Consider the following 25,741-nt stretch of genomic DNA (forward strand, 5'->3'; position numbering starts at 1 on the left):
AGACTAACCTTGAGTTTCCTATCCTGGCGCGCTAAATTGCGGCTCGCGGATCATTGCGGTTGCCCTCGGGGACGTTGTACATCACCCGGTTTGTAACGTATTCGCAAGGAATACTGATGTCGGATCGGCCTGCCGGCGAAGGAAACGATTTGAGTGAGCGACCGTCTGGACGTGGCGAAACTTCGCTGACTGGATGGGTGGCCTTGGGACTCGCGGGCCTGCTCGGCGCCCTGAGCCTTTTGAAAACCCTACCCGTCGATCTGCGCTGGAGCGCAGTTCTGGCGAGCGCGTGCCTGAACGTGTTCGTTGTCACGATATGGCACTCGTCTAGGGCACGCACGCCGCCTGATCCGGCACAGGGATCGGGCTGGAAGCGGGGCGTAAGTTTCGTCAGACAACTTGTCTGGCAAGATGCTGAGGCGCCGTCCTTGAGTCTCGCAGTCCGGGCTTTCCACTGGCAACCGTGGGGCGTGGCCATTTGCGGCTGCCTTTCCGTGGCGATCGCCGCGACGGCGTTGCGGCCCGTTTCGCCCGCCACACTCGTTCACGCGATGGTTTCGTCGTCCCTTGTGATCGTTAGCGGCGCTGCTGCGCTAACGCTTGCTTTTCTCACACTCGTCGCCGAACGCTTCTATGCACAGGATGCGGAGCAATCCCATGCCTCGGCATCGGTATCGGTATCGCTCGCCGGCATGCTGCGCGTCCTGGTGGCGTGTGCTCTTGCTGCGGCGCTGTCAGCGGCGTGGTTCGTCTATCTGCACACGGCGCTCGATCTGCTGGTGCATGTTGCCGCGGTGTTCACTGCTGCGATTGCCGTCGAAATGCTGATCCGCGCCACGCTTCTGTGGTTCTTCGCGCCGCGCGCCGGTGCAAACGCGGCTCATGTCCCGTCGAGCATCATCGCGGGTCTGTTGCGTTATCGCCGCTCACCGCTCTCGTCGATCGGCGCTGAGTTGCGTGACCGCTACGGTATCGATCTGCGTCAGAACTGGGTGCTGCGCAGTTTCGTGCGACTGTTGCCTGTCACCGTTGTAGCGATGGTGGCGTGTGCGTGGCTGTTGACGTCCGTCGTCGTGCTAGGCCCGTCCCAGCGTGCGGTATACGAACGGTTCGGTGCGCCGGTAGCGGTTTGGCCGCCGGGCCTTCACTTCGGTATGCCCTGGCCTTTCGGCAAGGCTCGCCTCGTCGACAACGGTGCCGTGCACCAGATCATCGTGTCAGGTGGCGCCGACGACAGCAGCGTCGCGGCGCCATCTACTTCCGCAGACGGCCCGACGCCGAACAGCTGAATCGTCTCTGGGACGTCCAGCATCCCTGGGAGACGAGCCAGGTGATCGCAGGCGCAACCGGCGAGCAGCAGAGCTTTCAGATCGTAAACGCCGACGTTCGGCTCGACTACCGCGAGGGCTTGAGCGATACGGCGGCGCGTGCGGCACTGTACCGGTCTGTCGATCCGGAGAGCACCGTCCGCTCGATCGCCAATCGCGAGGTGGTGCATTACCTCGCGTCGCATACGCTGCAGGCTTTGCTCGAGACGAGTCAAACGGCGATGGCCGAGAGCGTGCGCCGTGCCGTTCAGCGGCAACTCGACCAGCTCGCGAGCGGCATCGAAGTCGTGGCGGTGGTGATCGAGAGCGTGCATCCGCCGTCGGGGGCGGCCGCGGCCTATCACGACGTGCAGGCAGCGCAGATTCGAGCGCAGGCGAGTGTTGCCGAGGCACACGGCTTTGCGGCGGGCTTGCTCGGCAATGCGCAGCAACAGGCACTGACGAATGTCGCCCAGGCGAGCGCCCGGGCGGCCGACACAACGGCGGCGGCGCGTGTGCAGCAAATCAACTTCGAAGCCGACACGGTGGCATACCGCCTCGGCGAACCGGCTTTTCCCTTCGAGTATTACTTGAGCAAGTTGCAGCAAGGATTGCAGAACGCGCGCATCACGGTGATCGACGACCGGCTGACGGCCGACCGCCGGGCAACCATCGACCTGCGCTCGTTCACCGCGGGCGATCTCGCCGGTATTCCTCACGGCAATTGACGTCCCGGCTGCATCGTATGCGCATCGTACACGGGTCGTACAGATACGCACGCCCAATGTCGGCGAAGCTGTTTTTAAGGTGACGATATGAGTTTGTTCCATTCGCATGCAGACGGTCACGATCACGGTCATGGGCACGGGCACCATCATCATCACGGCGGTGGCGATGCGCAGGCCGCGGGCGGCGGTCCGTTCTATATCCGGGTTCTGCTTGCGTTGCTCTGCGTGGTCGTGGCGATCGCGGTGGCGAGTTTCATCTCCGTGCGTGCAGGCGAAGCCTCGGTGATCACACGCTTCGGTCAACCCGTGCGCGTGCTGCTCGAACCTGGCCTCGCGTGGCATCTGCCGGCGCCGATCGAAGCGGTGGTGCCGGTCGACCTGCGCTTGCATACGACGTCGAGCGGCTTGCAGGACGTGGGCACGCGGGATGGCTTGCGGATCATCGTGCAGGCGTATGTCGCTTGGCGCGTCGCAGCGGACCCGAACGACGTGCGCCGTTTCGTTCGGGCCGTGGGCAACCAGCCCGACGAAGCCGCGCAGCAAATCCGCTCGCTGCTCGGCTCGTCGCTGCAAACCACGTCGGCTGGGTTCGACCTTGCGTCGCTGGTCAACACGGATCCGTCCAAGGTACGCATCTCGGCCTTTGAAGACGCTTTGCGCAGTCAGATCGACGCGCAACTGTACTCGGCTTACGGCGTGCATGTCGTCCAGGTGGGGCTGGAGCGCCTGACGCTGCCGGCCGTGACGCTCGCGGCCACAGTCAGCCGGATGAGCGCCGAGCGCGAGACGGTGGCCGCGCAGCGCACGGCCGACGGCAACCGCGAGGCCGCGCAGATTCGCTCGGATGCGGACCGCGATGCCCGGCTTGCCGTCGCCGATGCGAATGTGAAAGCGGCGGAGATCGAAGCGCAGTCCCGTAAGGACGCGGCCGCGATCTATGGCAACACCTACGCGGGCAATCCGCGGCTCTACACGATGTTGCGCTCGCTCGACACCCTCGACACGGTGGTCAGCGCCAATACGAATCTGATTCTGCGCAGCGATGCCGCGCCGTTCCAGGCCCTGGTGCAGGGCCCCACCGAACTGCGGTCCGAGCCGTTGCCGCAGCCGGGCGTCGGCACGGCGTCCGCGTCGAAGAAAGCCAGGTCCACGCGATGAATACGGACACCGGCTTGCCGCCGCTCGGCCCTGTCGCCCAGGCGGTACGACTCTCGTTCTGGTTTATCGCCGCCCTGGTCGTGCTCGCCGCCGGCGCTTGGGCCGGGTCGAACATCCGGCGCATTCCGCCTGATAGCCGGGCGGTCGTGTTGCGATTCGGCTCGTTCGTGCGCACCCAGGAAGCGGGTCTGCTGATTGCATGGCCACGTCCCTTCGAGTCGACGTTGCTGGTGCCTGGCAGTGCACGGGTTCTCGAGCAACGCATCCAGTCGCTCGAACGTGATCCGCGTGCGCGCGCCGCGGATATGAATTTGCCGGAAGCACCACCCCCGGCTCAAGGACAATCCGACACCGGGGCCGTGATCGGGCCGCAGGATATGCCCTCCGGTCCACCGCCCGCGCCGGACAACGCGGCCAGCCCCGACATGGCGCCGCCCGGTGTGCAGTTGTCCGACGCGCTGGCCGGCTCCGGCTATGTGCTCACTGGCGACAACGGCGTGTTGCAGTTGCGCGCCACGCTGTACTACCGCGTGGTGGATCCCTATGCCTATGTCCTGCAAAAAGATCAGCTTGCTGCGGCGCTCGAGCGGATTGTGTCCGCATCGGCGGTCGATGTCGTCGCCCAGCGTGATCTGGATGCAATCCTCGTCGCACGTCCCGAGTTGTTGTCGGCGGATCAGCAGGTCGCGATAAAGCGTGAGCGTTTGCGGGGCGATCTCGCGCAGGAAATCGAACGCCACTTGCGCCAGCTCGATGCGCAGCACGCGGGACTCGGCGTGGAAGTCGCGCGCGTCGACGTCGAGGTGGCATTCCCGGCGGCCGCCGTAAGCGCGTTCAATTCGGTGCTGACCTCGCTGCAGGTGGCCGAGCGCAGCATGGCCGAGGCGCGCACGTCCGCTGAAAAGATACGCCAGGATGCGCAACAGGATGCCGACCGGATCGTGCAGAACGCACAGGCGAACGCCGTTGAGCGTGTCGCCACCGCGCAGGCTAAAACCCTGACCATCCAGCAACTGGAAGTGCCGCTTCGCACCAACAGCGATCCTGGGCTTCTCGCGCGCGTGTATCGGGACCGCATCCAGTCGATCCTCTCGAAAGCGGGCAGCGTGACGACCGTCGGACCGCACGACACATCGAATCTGATCTTGCCGGGAAATGCGCGATGAGCACCGGAGTCGAGCACACAACGCACACAGGTGACCACGCCTCGCACTCGGATGAAGCGAACCGCATGGCTCAGGGGCGCGCGATTGTTTTGTCGGCCTCCGAGCAACGGGGCGTCACGCGGCAAGTCGCGCTTGCCTTGCTGGCCGGCGGCCTGCTGATTTTGTCGACGGCATGGCACACCTTCGCTCCGGCGGATGAAGCGCTTGCGCAGGTCCTGGCCGGGCTCGCTTCGCTGGTCGTCGCCGGACCTGTGTTCGCCGGCGCGTGGTACAGCCTGAAGTCACCCAGTCTGCACGGCGTGACTGACCGGCTGATCGCACTCGCCATGCTGGCGGCGTGGGCGGTGGGAGATATGGCGACGGCCGCGTTGTTGCCGATCGTCATGACGTTCGGACATGCACTCGAAGAGCGCAGCGTGCTCGGATCGCAGGAGGCGATCCGGGCGCTCGGCAGGCTGACTTCGGGCAAGGTGCGGCGCGTGAAGGCGGACGGCTCGATCGAGGAAGTCCAGTATGACGCGGTACGGGCGGGCGACCACATCGAAGTCGTAGCCGGTGCGCGGATTCCGGCCGACGGTGTGGTTCAGCATGGCGACTCCAGTGTCGACAATGGGCCGATTACCGGCGAGTCGGTGCCGCTCGACGTTGCGCCGGGCTCGACCGTATTCGGCGGCGCGATGAATCTCGACGGTCCGCTGCGTATCGAAGTCACTCACGCGGGCAGGCAGTCGACGCTCGGCAAGATCATCGAGCTGATGCAGCGTGCGGAGCAGGCGAAGCCGCCGATTACGCAGATACTCGAGCGCTACATGGGCGGTTATTTGTGCCTCGTCCTGCTGATCGCGGCGATCGTGTGGTTCGTCTCGGCGAATGCATCGGCGATGCTGGCCGTGATTGTCGCGGCGTGTCCGTGCGCGCTGGTGCTCGCCGCGCCGTCGACGGCCATTGCCGGCATTGCGGTCGGCGCGCGCCACGGCATTCTGTTCAGAAGCGCCGCGTTTCTCGACAAGTTTGCGCAGATCGATTCGCTGGTGATCGACAAGACCGGCACGTTGACCTACGGCGAAATGCGTGTCGAAGACGTGATGCTGGAACCCGGCGCCGACGCGGCGCAGGTGCTCGAGCTCGCGGCGCGGCTGGGCGGCAGCAGTGCGCATCCGGTGAGCCGCGCGCTGCTGCGTTACGCGACTGAAGCCGGACCGGTTGGATTCGAACGGGAGCCGTTCGAACACGCACGCGAACTACGCGGATTGGGCGTGCTGGCGGAGACACCCGAAGGTGTCGCGGTGCTGGGCCGCTACGGCTTGCTCGCGGACTACGTGCAGGCTTTGCCGGAACCGCGCCGCGAGATCGAAGGACCTTGCGTCGGTCTTGCATTGAACGGCCGATTGCTCGCGTGGTTCGGGTTTGCCGATGCGCTGCGTGCGGAAGCAAAAGATGCACTGGCGGAATTGCGGGAGCTCGGGTTGACGCGCCAGACGCTGTTGACCGGAGACCGCGAGCCGGTGGCGCGCAAACTGGCAGCGGAGACCGGCATTGCCGTGGTCGTCGCGCAGGCGCTGCCGCACGACAAGCTCGATTACGTGGTGCGGGAAATGGCGGCTGGTTATCATCCGCTAGTGGTGGGCGACGGCCTGAACGATGTGCTCGCCATCAAGGCCGGCCCCACCAGCATGGCGATGGGCGAGCGAGGCATCGACATTGCCGTGGCGTCGGCCGATGTCGTGCTGCTCGGCGACGACTTGCGTCGTATCCCGACGTGTGTCCGCCTCGGGCGGCGCTGCCTGCGCACCGCGGCAGTCAATGCCGCGATCGGATTGGCGTGGACGGTTGCCGTGATCGCGCTTGCCGCGACCGGCGTGCTCAGCGCCGTCTGGGTGGCGCTTTTGCACAACCTCGGCACATTCATTGTGATCGCGAATGCGGGGCGGCTGCTGCGAATGGACGAAGGTGTTCAGCCGGACGGTCGCTAATGGTAGCTTCAAGGCCCCAGGTTATCGCATAGCCATGCGCCCAGGTCCCTGGTTTTCTGGCGCTTGCGTTAACGCGCGACACCACCGCCCGTATCTATCCCTCAAGCGATTCCCAGCGCCTGCAATATCGGTAGATGTATTTCAGCAAAGCGATTCGCTTTCGCAATCAGATCGCCGCTGGTGTTCAGTGGGCTAGCTGAAACTCCCTCGATGGCGTGAGCTGGCGCGGGACTCGTGCGCAAAGCAGCTTCGGCGAATTCGGCCCACTGTGCGGGTTCTCTTAAGTGACGTCGCCTCGCCAATAGGAAGAGCTGTGGCACACGGGGAATCAAAATGCCCGATCCGGACACCGGACTGACCAAAAATTGTACGTCCCCATGCTGGAGCGCCTGCTCGCAAATAGCGGCGTTCAGCCTGTCCGATGACGGGCGAGCGAGCTCAATTTGCGCCTCATCCTGCACATTCAGCAACACGCCGGCCCCCACTAACAATGTCACGGCCTTGACGATGAGGGGGAGCGTAATGCCACGTTCGCGGACGCCGTTTTCGATATCGGCGAGGCTTGCGGGGCGATGGCTGGCAAGCGCGTCGAGAATCGGACCATATGTGCTTTCCGGCAACGTCGCTTCTCCCAGCGCTCCGCGCACCTTCAGCAGGACCGAAGCCCTCGGCAGCGCCAGCATGACGCGATGCGCGCGCAGCGCGGTCTGCTGCGCCTCTTCACCGAGCGCCCGGCTCCCTTTGACCCAGTAGTCTCGCCGCATCGACCGGTTGATGCAAAAGTCTCGTACGGTCTCACGTAAAGCGGTATCTGGAATACCCGCCAACAAGGCGCGTTGAGCTGGGTTGAGATTGATCTCGTCAACGTGATCGCGATAGTCTGCAGAGCAGCCATAAGTCAAACCGCTCGCGGCAAGCGATGACGTGACCTGCGAGAAGGTCATGGGCTGCCAGTCACGATTGAAATATTCATGTGCGAGGTAGTGTGTGTTCTCCTCGCACAATGCGTCGACACGTTCAGCCAGCAGCGGGTTGACCACTGCGTAACCGGGTTGCGTCGCAAGCACGGTCTTGACGAAGTCCATCGCCGCTGCAATGTGCGTCTGGACTTGCGTTTCGGCGGGCGCGCCGCCGTGTGCATTCAGCCGCGCGCTCGCCTGGAAATGACAGTGCATCAATTCGCGCACCGGCAACATCGCGGCCCACCCGGGCTGGGTGTTATAGCTCATATACACGACGCCGCCGTCATTGAGTTTGCGTCGTATGAAATCGGCAATGAGCACACGGTTTTCGTCGGAAATCCAGCTCCAGATGCCGTGCATGCCGATGAAGTCAAAATTCGGCAAATCGTCTCGCATGCAGAATTCTGCGAAGCTTTCAGCGAACAAGCTCGCCTGCGATCCGGCGCACTGTGTCAGTTGCCGTGCAAAGCTCGCATGAGACGGGTTGAAGTCAGTGCCGAACCATTCTGTCGCTGACCCGGCTGCGTGGATATTCACGCTGACGCCGTGGCCGAACCCTAGCTCGCAGGCGGTACGCAGGACCGGAGGGGTGAGTCCCGACTGTAGCAACGGAAGTTTAAGGCGCAGCGGATCCAGTTCGTCGCAATAGCCGTACGTGTACGCAATACCATCAATGCTGCCGGCTTCCCACTCACTCACGTTCTAGCTCTCGTTGTCTTCAAGGATCGCCGTGCTGGCGTGTTGCGAAGCCTCTCATAGCGCAGGCTCCTTTGTCTATCCGCAGTTCGACGCTAAATGTTCCTCCGCGTTTTTCCCGCACTGATGGCACGTCCTTCAGGTTCTCATAAGGTAACGTCCTTTACATTCATGCGCCGATAGCAACGCCCCCAATCGACAACGGTCCCTCAAATGAATAGTCGCGACTCCCAGCCGCAATCCGATGTGTGGTCCGATTGGCTGTTGCATATTCGGCATGCCGATGATCAGGGGCACGAACAAGCCCTCCATGCCGAACTCAAACACTATGCGGACCGCGTTCTGGACGGCGCGAGACTTGCTCCTGGCATGACGCTCGCCGACATCGGTGCCGGTGATGGACTGATCGGCTTTAGCGCTATCGACCGCATAGGCCCATCACTGCGCGTGCTTTTCACAGATATCTCCGCGCCTCTGCTTCGGCACACTGAAGCACTCGCAGTTCAGCGAAACATTCAGGATCAATGCGTCTTCATCCAAGGCTCCGCCGAATTGCTGAATGGCATTGAGGGTGACGCTGTCGACGCAGTCACGACTCGCGCAGTTCTCGCTTATGTCCCCGACAAGATGGCCGCCTTGCGGGAATTTCACCGGATTCTCAAACCCGGCGGCAGAATATCGATCTCTGAACCGATCATGCGCGACGATGCAATCGAGGCAAGCTCGCTGAGGCAAATCGTTGAAGGTCTGCCCGAGAAAGCCGGAGACAACTTCTTTCACCTGCTGCATCGCTGGAAAGCCGCTCAATTTCCCGATACTGAGGAAAAAATTTCTGCGAGTCCGATTGCAAACTACGGCGAACGCGATCTGGTCCGCTTCGCATTAGATGCAGGGTTCACGGATGTTCATATGGAGTTCCACATAGACGTACGCCCCGCGATCACCTCCTGGGATGTGCTGCTTGGTAGTTCACCTCACCCTTGGGCTCCGCGGCTCGGCGACATTCTCGCGAACCAGTTCACAGCGGACGAACGGCTGTTCTTCGAACAAATCTTCCGCCCGCAAGTTGAAGGTGGCCGATTGGCCACGGCCGACCGGACCGCTTACCTGACCGCAGGAAAGCCTCCTCGCTGACGCGCACAGCCGCTTCCATCACTTAGCTGAGTTTCAGTTCGGAAACGCCGGTGGCCCAAGGACCTTTTGCCGAACCAATGTGAAGTGTTTGAACACCCGGCGCTCGGTAGTCGTCATCTGGGCTGTGGTTCCCGGCATTGCTTTAGGGTGACTATACTTAAAAACGCCGCCTCTGATTCAGGTTCACCGGACTCCGGTGATAGAGGCGCCGGGCAGGATTTCAACGCGAACCGGCCGGGTCGCGGGGGAGGCATGTATGTTCAAGCATCTGCTGGTACCGACCGACGGCTCGGCGCTTTCTGAGGCGGCCATTCAGATGACGGTAACGCTCGCGGCAGAGAACGGAGCCAAAGTCACGGGACTCCATGTCATCCCGGAGTTTCATCTCCTCGCCTATGGCACGGAGATGATCGCGGACAACGAGGAGCAAATCATTCAGGCCGCGCGACAGCGTGCGGATGACTACCTCGGGGTTATCAAAAGAGCTGCTGCGCAAGCGGGTGTCGAGTGCAATACGGTTGCCTTGAATCGCGCCCATCCTTATGAGGCGATTATCAGCGTTGCAGCAAAGCAGGACTGCGACCTCATTGTTATGGCGTCCCACGGTCGAAGCGGCATGCGGGCGTTTTTGCTCGGCAGCGAGACCCAGAAGGTCCTGACGCACAGTCAGATCCCGGTCCTCGTCGTCCGGCAGTCGACGCCGACTGATTCTAAAACCGCTCCACCCTGAACGGCCGCGTGTCCACGAGCGTTTCCTCGTGGGTCATCATCTCTGCGATCAGCCGGCCCGTGACCGGGCCTAGCGTGAGCCCGTGGTGCGCGTGGCCAAACGCGAACCACAAGTCTTTATGATTTCTCGCGGGCCCGATGATCGGCATCATGTCGGGCGTGCAAGGGCGCCGTCCCATCCACGCTTCGTCGTCGAGACGCTCGCCCAATGGAAACAGCGTGCGCGCAATCGGCTCGACCGCGGCGAGTTGCGTGGGCGTTTTGGGCGCATCGCAGTGCGCGATTTCCGCCCCCGTGGTCAGGCGGATGCCTTTTGCCATGGGTGCGATCAAGTAGCCTTTCTCGACGTCCAGAACCGGATGATTTAGCCGGGCCGCTGCCTGGGGCGCATAGTGCATGTGGTACCCGCGTTTGACGGCAAGCGGCAAGCGGTAGCCGAGTCGTGAACTCACGCGATCCGACCATGGTCCCAACGCAACGACCGCCGATGAAGCGGTGATCGTTCCCGCTTCCGTATCGACCGCCCAACCCTCACGCAGCGAGTCCGCATCGCCGATGAAGAACCGTCCTCCCAGCGCTTCGAAATACTTCGCGTAGGCGGTGACGAGCGCGTTGGGATCGCTCACGGAATCGGATGCCGTATAGCGCAATCCGCCTAACAAGGCCTTGTCGAGATCGGGCTCCTTTTGTTGCAGGCCGCTTGCATCCAGCGATTCGAACTCGACGCCATATTCCCGATGCCACTGTTCAGCGTGTTGAATTTCCGCGTCCCGTACCTTTTCGGTGCGAAACACCTTTATCCAGCCGGTCTGGCGCAATAACGCGCTTGCGCCTGCATCGGCTGCCAGCGCGCGGTGCTCGTCCACGCAATGTTCGATCAGTGTCGAGTACGACCTGGCGATAGCGGCGTGCTTTGCCGGATGAGAATTGCGCCAGTATTGCCACAGGAACGGCGCCGTCTTGAGCATGGCATCGGCATGGTAGCGAACATCCGGCGACTGGTTGCGTGCGTACCGAAGCAAGGTGCCGAGGTCGCGTGGAAACGCATAGGGATACACACCTTCGCGCTGGATCAGCCCGGCGTTACCGAACGACGTTTCGTTGCCGGGCAGCTTGCGGTCGACAAGTGCGACCTGGCGGCCGCGCTTTTGTAGATGCACGGCAACGGACACACCGACAATGCCCGCCCCGAGCACGACGGCATCGAATTTCATTGTTGTCATCAACTCACCTGGTGCCGGTTACGCGACATCATCACGTAACGACAACGGGTTAGCAAGCTGACGGACACCAGGCGGCGTCGCGGTCTGCTTCGCTTATCCGCCTCACTTACTCGCTCGCAGACTCTGCGGGAAGCTCGTCGCTTCGCGCGGGTCGGCGTACGGCTCGCACCTTCCCGCTGTTTCCGCCCCCGCAGAAGAACTGATCGCCGCCATCGGCTTCAAGCCCCGACACGATCAGGCCGGGCGGCATCTCGAGGCTCTCCAGCACTTCCCCCGTACTAGGATCGACTCGCCTCAACTCGCTCGCTTCATCTTCCCAGGTGCCGTGCCAGAGCTCTCCGTTGCTCCAGGTGACACCGGTGACGAAGCGGTTGGACTCGATGGTGCGAAGAATCGCCCCTGTTTCGGGATCGACCTGATGGATCTTCCGGTCGCTATAGCGCCCCACCCAGAGCGTCCCTTCGGCCCACGCAAGCCCTGAGTTACCGCCACCGCCGGGCGCCGGAATCGTACCCAGTACGCGGCCGGTATCCGGATCGATCTTCTGGATGCGATCGTCGGCGATCTGAAACAGGTGCTGGCCGTCGAAGGCCGTTCCTGCCCGCGCGGCGACATCGATCGAGCGCAGCGTTTCTCCGCTTGCCGGATCGAAGGCGGTCAGCTTGTCTCCGGTAGCAATCCAGACGTGCTGACCGTCATAGGTGACCCCACCAACGTTGTCGACACCCGGAAAGGGTCCATATTCACGCACGATTTTGGCGGCTGATCTATTCATGGTTCGATCCTAATCACTCGGGTAGGGGAGCGGGGAGTAACAAAGTCGTCGTGAATCCGGGCATGGGCGGCGTCATCCAGCGTCGCGCCCGCCCGCGGCCGAACGATTGCACCTTGCCGGCTGCCGCCAGCGTGTCGAGTGCCCGCTGCATGGTGCGCTGGCTGGCGTCCAGCGCAATCGCGAGCGCCGAGCTCGACCACGACTCACCGTCGGCGAGGAAGGCGAGCACCATCGCATGCGGTTCTTCGACCGGCCGCGCGAGCACGACGACCTCGCTCGCGCCATGCGGCACCAGTGCAAAGCCCCGCTTCGTCGCGCTCACGCCGGCCAGCGTCCCAAGCAACGCGCGAAGCCGTCCGACTTCGACTCGCAGCCGCGCGCGATGCGATTCATCGGCGTGCTTGGTCCGGAATGCGCGCGCGATGAGTGCGTCCCTCGACACGTCTTCTGGCCACACTTCGGCCAGTGCGCGCGCGAGCGTGAACAATACCGGACGCCTCGCGAGCGGAACCACGATGTTTTCTTCACGTACGACATAACGGCACGCGTCCACGACGAGCGCCTTCGACGCCAGCAACGCCTCGACCTCCTCGAGCAGGAGGGGCCGTTCCTCGCCATGCGCAAGCAACCGCGCCGCGGGCGTGTTCAGCAAAAGGAGTGCGCTTTCGACCTCCGCCGTCAGCGACGGGATACCTGCATGGCGCGCGGCGCGCTCGGCCCTCGCGAGCGCAGCGCGCGCTGTTTTCGTCTGGAGGCGGCGCATCGCGATTCCAGCGACGACCAGTTCGTGGGCGGCTCTCGGCGCGGGCGGGAAGGGCGCGGGATCGAGTTTGGCGAGCAGGTGCTCTGCTTCGTCGAGGCGCCCGATCAATAGCAGGCGGCGGACTTCGAGATACCGCGCATGCGCGGCGTTCAGCAGGTCACCGTGGGCTTCGAGCGTTGCCCGCGCGGCGTCGAGCGCCTTCGCGGGCCAGCCCAGATCGCGCGAGGCGAGCGCGATTTCGGCTTCGGCGACCACACATCTCGCGCGGGCCACAGGCTCTTTCGGGCCGAAGGCGCGCGCCGCACTTCGCACCAGCGCTTTCGCTCGAACCAGATCGCCGAGCTGCGCCATCGCGATACCTCGCAGCGCGAGCGCAGGCGCGTCGTCACGCAAGGCGACGCGGTTCAGTGCGCCGAGCGGGTCGCCCGCCGCGAGCGCCCGCGCCGCGGCCGTCACTAGCGAGTCCATGGTCGATTCGAATCACGCCACACTTGTCACTCCCACCGTTCGGGTGCCCGTGACTAATCTAGCACGACCACCAACCAGTAAGTCGTATCGGCAACTGAACGAACGACGAAGGACACCCAAGGAGGGAAGCATGACCACGACACATACGACCGGGACACGTGAAGAGTGGCTGGCCGCGCGGCTCGAACTGCTCAAGGCGGAGAAGGCGCTCACGCGGCAGAGCGACGCGCTGGCGCAGCAACGGCAGGCGCTGCCCTGGGTGCGAATCGACAAGGCCTACCGATTCGAAACCGATGCGGGAAGCGCCTCGCTGGCAGACCTCTTCAAAGGACGCTCGCAGCTCCTCGTGTACCACTTCATGTTCGGGCCCGACTACAAGGCGGGGTGCCCGTCGTGCTCGTCGATCGCGGATGGGTTCGAAGGCTTCGTCGTTCATCTGGCGAATCACGACGTCACGCTTTCGGCGGTGTCGCGGGCGCCGCTCGAAAAGCTGCAGGCGTACCAGCGCCGGATGGGGTGGACGTTCCCCTGGGCGTCCTCGTACGGCAGCGACTTCAACTTCGACTTCAACATCGCCTTCACCGAGGCGCAACAGCGTGAAGGAAGCATTGAATACAACTACGAACGCGGCGGCCACGTGATGGACGAGACACAGGTCGTCCCGGAGCCCGTCGCCCAGTTCGCGGCCACCTGCGGAACCGACGCGGCGACATTCACGCGCGATAGGCCGGGCATGAGCGCGTTCGTACTCGAGGACGGTGTCGTCTATCACACGTATTCCACCTATGCGCGCGGCCTGGACGGCCTCTGGGGCATGTATCAGTGGCTCGACCGCACCCCGAAGGGTCGCAGCGAGACGGGTGTCTGGTGGAAGCGCCACGACGAGTACGAGAAGCGCTGAGCCTGATGATGGAACACGTTAGCGCAACCGGAGGCCGGGAGATGCCGGGACGTCCGATCGACATGTTGGTTTCGCAGCGGGCGTTCTTCGCCGTCTCGGCGCTGCTCTTCGCCGTCAGCGCGGCGGTCACGATCGTTAGCGCCACGTCCATGTCGGCGATGGGCGAGATGGCGATGCCCGGCGGCTGGACGATGTCGACGGCGTGGATGCGGATGTGCGGACAGACGTGGCCTGGCCTCGCGGCGTCGTTTCTCGGCATGTGGATCGTGATGATGGTCGCGATGATGCTGCCATCTCTCGTCCCCATGCTGTGGCGCTATCGCCAGGCCGTCGGCGGGACAGGTGAAGCGCGTCTGGGCTGGCTGACGGTGCTAGTGGGCGTGGGGTACTTCCTCGTGTGGGCCGCGCTCGGCGTGGCCGTATTTCCGCTGGGCGTTGCGCTTGCGGCGCTGGAGATGGAGCTGCCGGCGCTGGCGCGCGCCGTTCCGATCGCGATCGGTGTAATCGTGCTGATCGCTGGGGCGCTGCAGTTCACCGAGTGGAAGGCACGCCGTCTTGCCTGCTGCCGCGAGGCGCGGGGTCGCTGCTTGATGTTGCCTGCGTCGCCCGCCTTCCCCGCGGACGCTGCCGCGGCATGGCGGCACGGCTTGCGCCTCGGCCTTCACTGCAGCTACTGCTGTGCCGGATTGACCATGATCCTTCTTGTTGCCGGGGTCATGGATTTGCGCGTGATGGCTGTCGTGACGGCAGCTATCACCGTCGAACGTCTCGCCCCACATGGTGAGCGGGCGGCGCGCGTGATTGGGGCCGGCATCGTCGGCGGAGGGGTGTTGCTGATCGTGCGAGCGGTGGGATTGGGATGAGGCGCCCGCCATCGCGATGACAATCAGTCTGTCACGCCGCCGTAACTGCGTTGTCCCCGCAGACGCATGGCGATGCGGCCAAACGCACGCCATTGCTGTGCGATCAACCCGTCGCCGTAGGAGCGCCCTGCGCCGTGCGGTGCGGGCAACTGGTCACGAATGCCGGTCGGCTCGACGGTAGGGTTCCACGACGCAGTTCTGAACATCATGTCCCACCACGGAAACAGCACGCCGAAGTTACAGCCGTAGCGCGTGCCTTCATGGCCGTAGCCGACTGCGTGATGACGCCGATGAAAAATCGGGCTCACGATCACGCGTTCGAGCAGCCATCCATACGGCAGGCGCGCGTTCACGTGCTGCACGCTCTGCATGAAGTTGCTGACCGCAACCAGCACGACGAACTGCGTCGGCTGCACGCCGATGAACAGCGAAATCGCGGCGAAGAACGCGGCCTGAACGATGTCGTCGAGAAAGTGATTGCGGTCGTCGTTCCACAACGACATCTGCTGCTGGCTGTGGTGCACGGCGTGCAGTTCCCACCACACGCCGAAGCGGTGCTGCCAGCGGTGATACCAGTACCCGAAGAAATCGAGCACGATCAGATAGATGAGGAACGACACAACCGGCTGATCGGTGACCCCCGGCCACAGCCCGTCGATGTCGATGTTCGGCACGTCGTAGATCGCCATCAGACTCTGCCAGTGATCGAACAGCGGCTGCAGCATGAAGAAGAACGCGATATTGATGATGCCGAGCTTGGTGATCCACGTGTAGATCACATCGGCTCGCAGCGCTTTTCGATCGGACCACGCCTCGATAGGCCGCAGCGCTTCCAGCGGCCGCAAGGCGATATACGTGATCAGTATTTCCAGCACGCCGATGATCACCCAATAGAGTGCGTCGTAGGTGTCCTCGTCGTAGCCCATCAGGCCGAAGCGATAGAACAACGGCTGTACCACGTCGACGTACAGGAGTGTCTGCAACGCCGAGATGCCATTGTCGAGTTGCGCGACGATTTCGTGAATCATCGAAAACCTCTTGAAATTGCGGGTGCTGTCATCAAAACGAAAGCCTGTTCAGTCTGGATTGGGCGCATACACGGGCGCACGGTTGGCAAAATACAAACCGTGCGGTGAGCGTCCGACCAAGATTGTGTCGATAAGTTTATGTGTCGTCAGATCAATGATGCCGACGTGCCGCGAAAAGCGGAATGTGACCCACAGATAGCGACGATCCGCGGACAGTTCCATGTCGTCAGGCCCGGGCATGAGTCCGGTGATGTCGGCGGTCTTCGTCAGCGTGTTGTAATCGAGAATGCTGATCGTGCTTTCCACGCGGTTCGTGAGGGCCACGTGCTGGCCGTCGTCGAGGTTGCGGAAGTTGTGTGCGCCGCGCCCCGTCTGGATTCTTTTCACGACTTGTTGCTTGTGCCAATCGACCACGGCGACGTCGTCTTCGCCCGTCATGCCGATCAACAGATAGCGGTCGCCTGGCGTCATCCAGAGGCCGGCGGGCGTATTGCCCACATGCAGTTTCCACAGCACCGCCTGCGTCGCCAGATCGATCGCGGCAACTTCGCCTGTGTCTTGCAGCGTGACGAATACGGTCTTGCTATCGGACGAGAAGGTCATGTGACTCGGCGTCTTCGAAAGCGGGACGCGTTTGGCAAGAGTCATGTTCTGGCCGTCGTAGTGGTACACGTCGACGCGATCCAGTCGCAGGCCAGCGGTTACGAACCATTTGTGATCGGGCGAGAAACCGAGCTGATAGGGGTCTTCAATATCCTCGACCTTGCGCTGCACCTTGCCGGTGTGGGGATCGAGAAACATGAGATCGTTCGAGATCGAATCCGCGACGATGAGCGAGTGACCGTCGGGCGTAATCATCAAATGATGCGGTTCCTTACCGGTCGGCTCCGTGCCGATGACCTTGTGCGTAGCGGGATCGATCAGCGTCAGTTGGGCTTCGCCGGAGTCGAGCACGATGACGTTTTCGGTTGCCTGCGTCGGCATGGCCATGGTTAGCGAGCAGTAAGTTAGCGCGGCAAGCGCGCCGGCTTTTTTAATCGAAACGATAGAAATTGGCATCTGAACGATAGACGGGCAGGAAACAATTTGGGGGAGCAATCATGGCCGCGGGCGCAAGAGGATTCAGCGCGCGTGGAGCGCGCTTATCCCGTAAATGCCTTAACGCGCCAGTTCGCTCGGTCGATGACACGCGGCACGGTGTTATTTATATGAAGGGTTCGACGATGGCTGAAGTCATGAAAAAAACGATCTGGCGCTACTTCGTTCGAGCATGTCGAACCGCTCATTCATGCGCGACCGTAACACCGGCGCTCATTGCCCCGCACCAACCATCCGCTTCGATTTCGCCCGGCGCACGAGCATGTTCAGTGCCTCGACAAACGCGGAGAACGCCATGGCCGCGTAGATGTAAGCCTTCGGCACGTGTGAACCAAAACCCTCCGCGATTAGCGTCATGCCGATCACGAGCAGGAAACCGAGCGCGAGCATCACGATGGTCGGATTACGATCGATAAAGCGCGACAGCGGGCTGGCGGCGAACAGCATCACCGTGACCGCGGCAATCACGGCAACGAACATGATCGGCATGTGCTCGGTCATCCCGACCGCCGTGATGATGCTGTCGACCGAAAACACGATATCGAGCACCAGGATCTGTCCAATCGCGGCCATTGCGGTCAACTGCACTGTCGTGTTCGCCTTATCGCGTGCTTCTTCTGCATGGACGACGTTGTGGTGAATTTCACTCGTCGCCTTCCAGACGAGGAACAGGCCGCCACCGAGCAGGATCAGGTCGCGCCATGAAAACGCGTGGCCGAAGAACGTCACGGCGGGCGCGGTCAGTTGCGCAATCCAGGCGACGGTGCCGAGCAGGGCTAGCCGCAGCACGAGCGCGAGCATGATGCCCATGCGCTGCACGCGAGCGCGCTGTGCTTCCGGCAGCTTGTTGCTGAGGATCGAGATGAAGATCAGGTTGTCGATACCGAGCACGATTTCCATCACGACCAGCGTGAGAAGCGCCGCCCATGCGGCGGGGTCGGCAACGAGGATGAGTAAAGAGTCCATGGGGTCCGTAAGCAAAAGGTGACGGGTAACGTCGGGTTGCCGTCATCATCGCCGTCTTCATGGTTCGAATAAATCAGTGATAATCTGAGTGACATATCGTTTTTTTCGAAGTGTCACCAACATGCTCAACTACCGCCATCTCTACTACTTCTGGATCGTCGTGAAGGAGGGCGGCTTCGCGCGCGCGGCCGAGCGTCTCGACATGGCGGTTCAAACGATCAGCGCGCAGGTTCGCGAACTGGAAAAATCGATCGGGCGTCAGTTGCTGAAACCCGCAGGGCGCGGCGTCACGATGACCGAAGCCGGCGAGACGGCATTCAATCGCGCGGAGCAGATTTTTCAGATTGGCGAGGCGCTGCTCGACGAGATGCACGAGACGGGCGGCGAACGTATTGCGCGGCTCGCAGTGGGTCTTTCCGACGGTATCTCCAAGCTCGCCGCGCACGCGCTGCTGGCGCCGGTGCTCGATACGCCGTCGCTCAGGCTGCTATGTCACGAAGGCGAACATGCGCAACTGTTGTCCGAGCTCGCGCTCCATCGGCTCGATCTCGTCCTGGCGTGCCAGCCCGCGCCGCACAACGCGGACCTGCGCGTCGTGAGCCAGCGCCTCGTCGGTTCGCCGGTCGACTGGTATGGCCCCGCGGAGCTCATTCGCAAGTCCACCCGTGCCGGCTTTCCGCAGTGCCTGGCCGATCTGCCCGTACTCCTGCCCACCGGGCACGGCGCGTTGCGCGCGCGGCTCGACCGGTGGTTCGAAGCCGAAGGGATCCGGCCGCGGATCGTTGGAGAATTCGAAGACAGCGCGCTGATGGCGGTGTTCGCTGCGCGTGGTCTCGGCGTGTTTCCGCTCGCAGAATTGGGCGCGGAGGACGTGGCGCTGCTGCGAGGGCTGCGCTGGCTCGGCCGGGCCGAAGGCGTGGTCGAAGAGATCCACGCAATCCGCTCGCGGCGCGGGCAACATCATGCGCTCGCTTCTCAGGTGGTCGCTGCCGTCCGTGCGTGAGCGCGCGGCGCGTCCGGCAGCGGGATGTGCCGGCTTGCGCAACACCCTATCGGATAAGATACGGCTCGCCGTATTTTCCGAATAGAAGGAGTGTTTTCAGTGATTCAACCGAGCAACGTGTTCAAGGATAACCTCGCCCAACTGCCTGCCATCGACGGTATCGAACGTATCGATCTGCTCGACGGCAAGGGCGCCGTGGTGGCAAGCATCGAGAACAAGCCGGGCAAGCAGGGCTCGCTGGCGGTGTACAACTATCTGCAGCAGGCCTTCGGCACGCTGGACGCCAAGGCGGCCGAACACGGCCTCGCAGTGTTCGCCGAGCATACGGCAGACGCGCGCAACCGCCCGGGTGCACACCCGAACGTCGACCATTTGCTCGCGATTGTGGCCGGTGGGGAAGCGTTGCGCATCGACGTTGTCGCAGCCGGCTGAGCGGGCCGCTGTTGCACGGCACGGCGTGGATCGCGTGACTCCGGTCCGCGCTGTAACCCGTACCGGTTCACCTTAACGTTCCGGCCTACGGATGAATACCTGAATCGTTGACGTCAAGAATAAAGTCAACGAATGCCCGCAGCGGAGCCGGCATATGCGTCCGGCTCGGGTAGTACAGAAACGGTCCCGTGAAGGATTGGCACCACTCATCGAGCACCGGTACGAGCGCGCCGCGCTCTATGGCCGGCCGAAGAAATTCATCGAACGAATAGACGATCCCCAGTCCCTCGATGGCCGCGCCTCTTTCCAGTTCGATCACGGAGGCGATCATCGGTCCGTTTGGCTCGATCCGCACGATGTCGTCGCCCCGTCTGAACTCCCAGGTCGCGAGCACGCCGCTGTCGAAGCGGTGTCCGATACACGCGTGGTTCAGTAGTTCGCCCGGATGTTGCGGTACGCCACGGGCCGCGAGGTAGGACGGCGAAGCCGCCGCGACGAAATGTTGAACGCGTGGGCCGATCGGCACGGCGATCATGTCGCGCTCGAGGCGTTCGTCGTAGCGGATGCCGGCATCGAAGCCCGCCGCGAGGATATCGATGAACGTGTCGTTGGTCCCGACGTCAACCGTGATACCCGGGTGAGCGGCAAGGAAGCGGGAGAGGAGAGCGGGCAGGATTTCTCTTGCCGCGATCGATGGAACGTTCAACCTCAGCGTTCCAGTAGCGCTCTCACGAAAGAGGTTCACCGCATCCAGCGCGATGGCGATTTCCCCGAACGCCGGCGCGAGCCGCTCGAAAAGACGCTGCCCTGCTTCCGTTGGCGTGACGCTGCGCGTCGTGCGGTTGAGCAGCCTGACGCCGAGTTGCTGTTCGAGCCTCCGAACCGCTTCGCTAAGCGATGAGGCCGACAGGTCGCTCGTCAGCGCCGCGGGGCGGAATCCGCGTGCCCGTGTGACGGCGACGAATGCTTTCAAATCGGAAAGATCGGGTTCCTGCATTGTTCGCTTTTCCGCACGGGTTATCCAGATTGAGGTGGATTATCGCACGCCGGAAATCGGCCGATACTTCAGGTCAAGCGCCTTTCTTGCGGCGCAACTACCGAGGAACATCATGAAACAGCTTCAACTGGGTAAGACGGGTCCGCAAAGCTCTGCCATTGGTCTTGGCTGCATGGGCATGTCAGGCATGTACGGTCCCTCCGACCGCGCCGAAAGCATTGCCACGATCCACGCCGCGCTCGAAGCCGGCGTCACGTTGCTCGATACAGGCGATTTCTACGGCTCCGGCCACAACGAAATCCTGATCGGCGAGGCCCTGAAAAGTGCGCCGCCGTCACGTCGCGACGCGGCGATCATCAGCGTGAAATTCGGTGCAATGCGCGATCCGGCAGGTGGCTGGTCGCTCTACGATGCACGTCCCGCAGCGGTCAAAAACTTTCTCGCCTATTCGCTGCAGCGGCTGGGCGTCGATCACATCGACATCTATCGTTCTGCACGGCTCGATCCCAACGTGCCTGTCGAAGACACGGTCGGAGCAATTGCTGACATGATCAAAGCCGGCTATGTGCGGCACGTCGGCTTGTCCGAAGTGGGCGCGACGACCATCCGCCGTGCCGCAGCGGTGCACCCGGTGAGCGACCTGCAGATCGAGTACTCGCTGATTTCGCGCGGCATTGAAGACGAGATCCTGCCGACGTGCCGCGAGTTGGGGATTGGCGTGACGGCGTACGGCGTGTTATCCCGCGGTTTGATAAGCGGCCACTGGAGCAAGGATTCCGCGGGGAAGGGCGATTTTCGCGCCATGAGTCCGCGCTTTCAGGGAGACAATGTCGATCACAATCTCGCGCTCGTGGATGCGCTGCGCAAGGTGGCTGATGCAAAAGGTGTCTCGGTTGCGCAGATCGCGATTGCGTGGGTTGCAGCCCAGGGCAGCGATATCGTGCCGCTCGTTGGCGCGCGCCGGCGCGATCGTCTTGCCGAAGCGCTCGGGGCGGTTGATGTGACGCTCACCGCAGACGATCTGACTGCGATCGCACTGGCAGTACCGCCTGGAGCTGCCGCAGGTGAACGTTACGCCGCGGCGCAGATGGCGCATCTCGACAGCGAACAGGGTAGTGACGGCCACACTGCGTGACGCGTCGCTGCATTGACAGGTCGTGCAAACCGGGTGAGCCTCGCGCTGTTGAATACGCTGCGGCGTGGCTTCACCCTGCTTTTACTCCGTTTTCAGCCCGATTTTCACCCCGTAGTCAGCGCGTCAGAAACGGTGATCCCGGTCAGTACCCGGCGTGAACGAGACACCACGCAATACCTCACCAGATCCCGCGCTTCGCAACGCGACGAATTTCTCGCGGGAGGCGCCAGACGCACTCGTATTCGCGAGCAGGTCGCGAATGGCCACGAGCTCGTTCGGATCCGCGCCAATATCACCGTTGCCGCTGACGGTCGACGTGATTGCCCAGAGCGTCACTGTGCCGTCATGTTCGACGCGGCCGGTCAGGTTGCGCAGCCCATCCGTTGCCGGCACCCATGGCAGTCCGGTTGCCGTATTGGAGCCGGTCGGGTATCCGGGCACCACGTATTGCTGGCCCAGGTTCAGGCCAGCCTGCAAGGTGTAGGCGACCGTCCACTTTTTCGCACCGGCGTTGTACACCCACTTCTGCAGACCGGCGCCAGTCTGCAGGGCTGCGTGCGTGTAAAGATCGGGGCCACCCGTGTAGCCATCGCCCTCGTCCGCGACATAGAGCGTCGTCGCGTTGGCGAACCAGAGGCCAAACGGATAGGAGAGCGTGGTCGCGGTCTTGTTGGGCGTCGACGGGAAGCCGGCCAGCACGCACATATTGTTTGGCAGTCCGTTGGTTTGGACCGTGGCGGGGTCGTAAGAAAGCGGCGTGCTGGGCAACGCTGCATTGGCGGCGGGCACACCCGTACCAGACGGGCAGGCTTTTCCAGTGGTATCCACGAAGTACACCGTGTTCACGCCGTTGCTGCCACTGCCCTTCGTAAAGTAGAGGACGTTGTTGAATATTGTCATGCCCCGGAAGTTATCGTCCTTGCCGATCTTGTCCGCTGGCCCGCCAAGTTCAGTGACCGAAAAGCTGGCGAGCGGCGTCGGCGTTCCCGGGTCCTGCTGCGCCTCATGCTTTTTCGTCGAGTCGATGAATTGTGCGCCTGCGCCGAGGATTACGCCGGCCGGTTGGGGGTTGGCGCCGTTACCCGCGTTGCCGGCCGTGTAGAAAAAATCCTGGCCATCGCGGTTATTCAGAATCGCCGAACGTCCGTTGTTTCCGCTATAGGCGTTCGTCTCGGTGACGCGCAAGTGCCCATCGCGGTCCATGCGAGCGACTGCCCGATAGTAGCCATGCCCCACCGGATTAGTGGGATCGACTACGCCTGGCGTGTTCGAATTGGAAACGTCCAACGTATTGACCGGCGCCACATAACCCATAAAGGTCAGGTACTGGCCGTCGAGCGAAAGGTTCAGGCCGAGTTCCGATTTGGAGCTGAAGCTGGTCACGAGCTGGTCGCGTCGCGAGGTTTTCTGCAAGCTGTTGGGCACTTCGAGCGAGCTTACCCACTCGCCTGACGGCGTAAGCTGATCGAGAATGATCCGCGAAGTGATGCCGAAGCTGCCGTCATAGCGGTTGTTGTTCCATACATACGGATAGGTGCCGTCGTTCGGCGCTCCGGTGGCCGCGCCACAGCCGCCCTGAGTGGCCGCGCAATTCGGCGGTAAGACCGCGCCAATCTGAACGTTGCTTGACTGGTTGTCATACACGCTTCGACTTACAACCAGTAAGCCTGGCTCGAAGCGGCTGTCGCCGCGGAACTCGGGCTGCTCGGCATGTGCGTTGAGGGCGGCGGCGCAGAGCACCAGTGCTACCGTGGAAGCCGGTCGGGGGAATGACAGGCGGCGTGTCGCGTTGCAGACGGGAGTCGTTTTCATCTGTAGATTCCGGGCGGGGAGGTGGACGTTCTTTTCAGACGGACTAGCACGTACAACCCGGTTACCGTAACAACGTTTGATGAAGGATTAGTGGCGGCGACTTCGGTGCATACCCGCATTGGGCCTGACGAGGATGCCCGTCTGGCACTGCCGCGATTTCGCTCATGATAAAGGCTGGGACGTCGCGCGGTTACTCGCGGTTATTGGTAGAACCCGGGGAAGCGCTCGAACTGCCGTTTCGCGTCGGCCGGGTCGACGCCCTCTTTCAGCACCGCGCTGGAAAAGCCTGTTCTTTCCATCTGTACGAGCTGGTCCAACAGAACGTCGCCCGTCGCGCGAAGATCGCCCTTGAATCCAAGTCTGCGGCGCAGGAGATAGGCTTGACTGTACGCGCGCCCGTCCGTGAAATGAGGAAAGTGAAGGTCGATGCGCTCGATGCTTCCAAGCTGATCGCCGAGTGCCGCCGGGTCAGCGTCATTGGCGAGCTGAACGGGATTCGCGATATCGTCAGTGAGATGCTCTGACGTCGTCAAAATTCTCAGGCGGGTGCCGTTTTTCACAGTGAGACCTCCGCTTTCCAGCGGGCGCCGTTGGCTGCGGTCTTGAACGGTTCCAGTCCGACGCGCCTTAGCGTTTGAATAAACGTCTCCCGCGTTCCACCGGTGCTGCGGAGATCGCGGTAAGTCGCAAGAATCGCCTCGATCACGTCAGGAATCTCGGGTGCGGAGAACGATGGGCCGATCACCTTCCCCGGCTGCGCAGCGCCACTCGACTGCTTGCCGTCCGCTCCGCCGAGCGTGACCTGGTACCACTCCTCACCGTCCTTGTCGACGCCGAGAATGCCGATGTGACCGCTATGGTGATGGCCGCACGAGTTGATGCAGCCGCTGATGTGCAGGTCGACTTCGCCAATGTCGTCGAGTTCGTCCAGGTCCTGGTAGCGTTCGGTAATCGCTTGCGCGATGGGAATCGAGCGTGCGTTGGCAAGCGCGCAAAAATCGCCACCCGGGCACGAAATCATGTCAGTGAGCAGATGGACGTTTGCGCTTGCCAGATCGGCGTCGCACGCGGATTGCCAAAGCATGAACAGGTCATCGACATGAACCCATGGCAACACGAGGTTCTGCGTATGCGTCACTCGCGCTTCGCCCGCGGAAAAGCGGTCGGCCAGGTCGGCGACAGTATCGAGCTGGTCGGCTGACGCATCTCCAGGTGCCTGCATGAGGCGCTTGAACGACAACGTGACGACGCGCAGCGTCGGGTCCTTGTGCGGCGCCACGTTGCGCTGCAGCCAACGGCCAAAACGAGGATGGATTTCCGCCTGCACGCGCAGGTCCGAACGAATGCTCCCGTCACTCTCGCGTGTCGTGCTGTTCAGGGCAGGCGGGACGAACGACGCACTCACACGGTCGAACTCGGTTTGAGGGATGGTGTGCGGACCGCCGTCGAGTTCGACTATCTGACGGAACTCCTCGTCCACCTCGTCGATATATTGTTGGCCCTCAGCCTTGACCAGAATCTTGATGCGCGCCTTGTATTTGTTGTCGCGCCGGCCGTAGCGGTTATAGACCCGCACCACCGCTTCGATGTAGTTCATGATCTGCCGCCACGGCAGAAAGTCACGCAGCACCGTACCGATCATCGGCGTGCGCCCCATCCCTCCGCCGACTGTCACTCGAAAACCAAGCTCGCCTGCGTCATTTTTCAGGAGCCGCAGACCGACGTCATGCCAATCTGTTGCGGCCCGGTCTTCGCTCGCGCCAGTAATTGCAATCTTGAACTTGCGCGGAAGAAACGCGAACTCGGGATGCAGTGTTGTCCACTGACGCATGATTTCAGCGAACGGCCGTGGGTCGGCGATCTCGTCTGGTGCAACGCCCGCGCGTTCGTCGCAGGAAATGTTGCGAATGCAGTTGCCGCTGGTCTGAATGCCGTGCATGTCGACGCTCGCGAGCAGGTCCATCACATCCGCGGCTTTCGAGAGGGGAATCCAGTTGAACTGCACGTTGGTGCGCGTGGTGAAATGCGCATAGTGGGTGGGCAAATGCGTGGTGCCGAGCCGCCGCTGTGCCTCGCACGCAAGCCGGTAGACCTCGGCCTCGGGTTCATCGTACTCGCGAGCGATGCGGGCGAGCATGCGCAATTGCGCGCTCGATAGCTCACCGTATGGGACGGCGACACGCAGCATCGGCGCGTGTCGTTGCACATACCATCCATTCTGCAGACGCAGTGGGCGAAAGTCGTCTTCGCTGAGTTTTCCGGACTGCCAGCGCTCGATCTGGTCGCGAAACTGCGCCGCGCGGCTGCGCACGAATGATTGGTCAAACTCGGTGTATTGGTACATGGTCCGGTGCTTCTGCGGCCACACAAGACGTAGCTTGTTGGGGCGTCGGTTCGGGGGAGAAGGCCAAGGGCCGTCATTCG

Annotated in this window: 23 protein-coding genes; 12 read left to right on the forward strand and 11 right to left on the reverse strand. The window is 62.5% G+C overall.

The annotated features are described in order from the left end of the window. Window positions 1–116: 116 nt before the first annotated feature. From GNZ13_RS53235 to GNZ13_RS46555, 5 genes are all read left to right on the forward strand, one after another. Window positions 117–1,289 (forward strand): SPFH domain-containing protein, encoded by a 1,173-nt coding sequence (locus GNZ13_RS53235; protein WP_236002492.1) that lies wholly within the window; start codon window positions 117–119, stop codon window positions 1,287–1,289. Window positions 1,290–1,330: 41 nt separating this feature from the next. Continuing rightward, on the forward strand, window positions 1,331–2,035 hold the full coding sequence (locus GNZ13_RS53240) for an SPFH domain-containing protein (RefSeq protein ID WP_328807404.1): 705 nt from the start codon (window positions 1,331–1,333) through the stop codon (window positions 2,033–2,035). 87 nt (window positions 2,036–2,122) lie between these two features. Further along, the gene (hflC, locus tag GNZ13_RS46545; RefSeq protein WP_172177708.1) at window positions 2,123–3,193 is read left to right on the forward strand and encodes a protease modulator HflC; all 1,071 of its coding nucleotides are present in this window, start codon (window positions 2,123–2,125) and stop codon (window positions 3,191–3,193) included. Then, a complete protein-coding gene (locus tag GNZ13_RS46550; protein WP_172177710.1) occupies window positions 3,190–4,359 on the forward strand; it encodes an SPFH domain-containing protein in 1,170 nt (389 codons plus the stop codon). The genes hflC and GNZ13_RS46550 overlap by 4 nt, the downstream gene beginning before the upstream one ends. Further along, window positions 4,356–6,332, forward strand: coding sequence for a heavy metal translocating P-type ATPase (locus GNZ13_RS46555; RefSeq protein ID WP_172177712.1), 1,977 nt, complete (start codon window positions 4,356–4,358; stop codon window positions 6,330–6,332). The genes GNZ13_RS46550 and GNZ13_RS46555 overlap by 4 nt, the downstream gene beginning before the upstream one ends. A gap of 101 nt (window positions 6,333–6,433) precedes the next feature. Here GNZ13_RS46555 and GNZ13_RS54050 read toward each other — a convergent pair whose 3' ends face one another. Next, window positions 6,434–7,993 (reverse strand): methyltransferase regulatory domain-containing protein, encoded by a 1,560-nt coding sequence (locus GNZ13_RS54050; RefSeq protein WP_172177714.1) that lies wholly within the window; start codon window positions 7,991–7,993, stop codon window positions 6,434–6,436. 210 nt (window positions 7,994–8,203) lie between these two features. Between GNZ13_RS54050 and GNZ13_RS46565 the strand changes: the two genes are divergently transcribed. Together GNZ13_RS46565 and GNZ13_RS46570 are read left to right on the forward strand one after the other, a co-directional pair. Then, entirely contained in the window at window positions 8,204–9,124 is a 921-nt protein-coding gene (locus tag GNZ13_RS46565) for a class I SAM-dependent methyltransferase (RefSeq protein WP_172177716.1), read from the forward strand. A gap of 256 nt (window positions 9,125–9,380) precedes the next feature. Next, a complete protein-coding gene (locus GNZ13_RS46570) occupies window positions 9,381–9,854 on the forward strand; it encodes a universal stress protein (RefSeq protein ID WP_172177718.1) in 474 nt (157 codons plus the stop codon). Here the strand turns inward: GNZ13_RS46570 and GNZ13_RS46575 are convergent. The 3 genes from GNZ13_RS46575 to GNZ13_RS46585 form a co-directional block, all read right to left on the reverse strand. Next, window positions 9,835–11,067, reverse strand: a complete 1,233-nt coding sequence (locus GNZ13_RS46575) for an NAD(P)/FAD-dependent oxidoreductase (protein ID WP_172177797.1) — start codon at window positions 11,065–11,067, stop codon at window positions 9,835–9,837. The two genes, GNZ13_RS46570 and GNZ13_RS46575, sit on opposite strands and share 20 nt — an antisense overlap. A 115-nt stretch (window positions 11,068–11,182) precedes the next feature. Beyond that, a complete protein-coding gene (locus tag GNZ13_RS46580; protein WP_172177720.1) occupies window positions 11,183–11,851 on the reverse strand; it encodes a Vgb family protein in 669 nt (222 codons plus the stop codon). 13 nt (window positions 11,852–11,864) lie between these two features. Further along, on the reverse strand, window positions 11,865–13,082 hold the full coding sequence (locus tag GNZ13_RS46585) for a helix-turn-helix domain-containing protein (protein ID WP_172177722.1): 1,218 nt from the start codon (window positions 13,080–13,082) through the stop codon (window positions 11,865–11,867). 130 nt (window positions 13,083–13,212) lie between these two features. On the opposite strand from GNZ13_RS46585, the gene GNZ13_RS46590 reads away from it, so the two are divergent. Then, entirely contained in the window at window positions 13,213–13,983 is a 771-nt protein-coding gene (locus tag GNZ13_RS46590) for a DUF899 domain-containing protein (protein ID WP_172177724.1), read from the forward strand. A 41-nt stretch (window positions 13,984–14,024) separates the two neighbouring features. Beyond that, window positions 14,025–14,846: a DUF2182 domain-containing protein gene (locus GNZ13_RS46595; RefSeq protein ID WP_236002493.1), complete on the forward strand. Its 822-nt coding sequence runs from the start codon at window positions 14,025–14,027 to the stop codon at window positions 14,844–14,846. 23 nt (window positions 14,847–14,869) lie between these two features. On the opposite strand, the gene GNZ13_RS46600 is transcribed toward GNZ13_RS46595, so the two are convergent. From GNZ13_RS46600 to GNZ13_RS46610, 3 genes are all read right to left on the reverse strand, one after another. After that, window positions 14,870–15,874, reverse strand: a complete 1,005-nt coding sequence (locus GNZ13_RS46600) for a sterol desaturase family protein (RefSeq protein ID WP_172177726.1) — start codon at window positions 15,872–15,874, stop codon at window positions 14,870–14,872. A 48-nt stretch (window positions 15,875–15,922) separates the two neighbouring features. After that, window positions 15,923–16,933 carry a YVTN family beta-propeller repeat protein gene (locus GNZ13_RS46605; protein WP_172177728.1) on the reverse strand — a complete coding sequence of 337 codons (1,011 nt, stop codon included), beginning with the start codon at window positions 16,931–16,933 and terminating at the stop codon, window positions 15,923–15,925. Between the two features lie 252 nt (window positions 16,934–17,185). Next, window positions 17,186–17,938, reverse strand: coding sequence for a TerC family protein (locus GNZ13_RS46610; RefSeq protein WP_172177730.1), 753 nt, complete (start codon window positions 17,936–17,938; stop codon window positions 17,186–17,188). A gap of 121 nt (window positions 17,939–18,059) precedes the next feature. Here GNZ13_RS46610 and GNZ13_RS46615 point away from each other — a divergent pair, with 121 nt between their 5' ends. Together GNZ13_RS46615 and GNZ13_RS46620 are read left to right on the forward strand one after the other, a co-directional pair. Then, a complete protein-coding gene (locus tag GNZ13_RS46615; RefSeq protein WP_172177732.1) occupies window positions 18,060–18,941 on the forward strand; it encodes a LysR family transcriptional regulator in 882 nt (293 codons plus the stop codon). 99 nt (window positions 18,942–19,040) lie between these two features. Continuing rightward, window positions 19,041–19,373, forward strand: a complete 333-nt coding sequence (locus tag GNZ13_RS46620) for a DUF2322 family protein (RefSeq protein ID WP_172177735.1) — start codon at window positions 19,041–19,043, stop codon at window positions 19,371–19,373. Window positions 19,374–19,458: 85 nt separating this feature from the next. Here GNZ13_RS46620 and GNZ13_RS46625 read toward each other — a convergent pair whose 3' ends face one another. Next, window positions 19,459–20,370: a LysR family transcriptional regulator gene (locus tag GNZ13_RS46625; RefSeq protein WP_172177737.1), complete on the reverse strand. Its 912-nt coding sequence runs from the start codon at window positions 20,368–20,370 to the stop codon at window positions 19,459–19,461. A 112-nt stretch (window positions 20,371–20,482) separates the two neighbouring features. On the opposite strand from GNZ13_RS46625, the gene GNZ13_RS46630 reads away from it, so the two are divergent. Then, entirely contained in the window at window positions 20,483–21,505 is a 1,023-nt protein-coding gene (locus GNZ13_RS46630; RefSeq protein WP_172177739.1) for an aldo/keto reductase, read from the forward strand. A 123-nt stretch (window positions 21,506–21,628) separates the two neighbouring features. Here GNZ13_RS46630 and GNZ13_RS46635 read toward each other — a convergent pair whose 3' ends face one another. From GNZ13_RS46635 to GNZ13_RS46645, 3 genes are all read right to left on the reverse strand, one after another. Beyond that, window positions 21,629–23,317 carry a hypothetical protein gene (locus tag GNZ13_RS46635; protein WP_172177741.1) on the reverse strand — a complete coding sequence of 563 codons (1,689 nt, stop codon included), beginning with the start codon at window positions 23,315–23,317 and terminating at the stop codon, window positions 21,629–21,631. A 200-nt stretch (window positions 23,318–23,517) separates the two neighbouring features. Next, window positions 23,518–23,877, reverse strand: coding sequence for a DUF934 domain-containing protein (locus GNZ13_RS46640; RefSeq protein ID WP_172177743.1), 360 nt, complete (start codon window positions 23,875–23,877; stop codon window positions 23,518–23,520). Beyond that, on the reverse strand, window positions 23,874–25,661 hold the full coding sequence (locus tag GNZ13_RS46645; RefSeq protein ID WP_172177745.1) for a nitrite/sulfite reductase: 1,788 nt from the start codon (window positions 25,659–25,661) through the stop codon (window positions 23,874–23,876). The genes GNZ13_RS46640 and GNZ13_RS46645 overlap by 4 nt, the downstream gene beginning before the upstream one ends. Window positions 25,662–25,741: the final 80 nt, after the last annotated feature.

Origin of the sequence: Paraburkholderia elongata (genome assembly GCF_013177735.1) — a bacterium.
Classification (GTDB): Bacteria; Pseudomonadota; Gammaproteobacteria; order Burkholderiales; family Burkholderiaceae; genus Paraburkholderia; species Paraburkholderia elongata.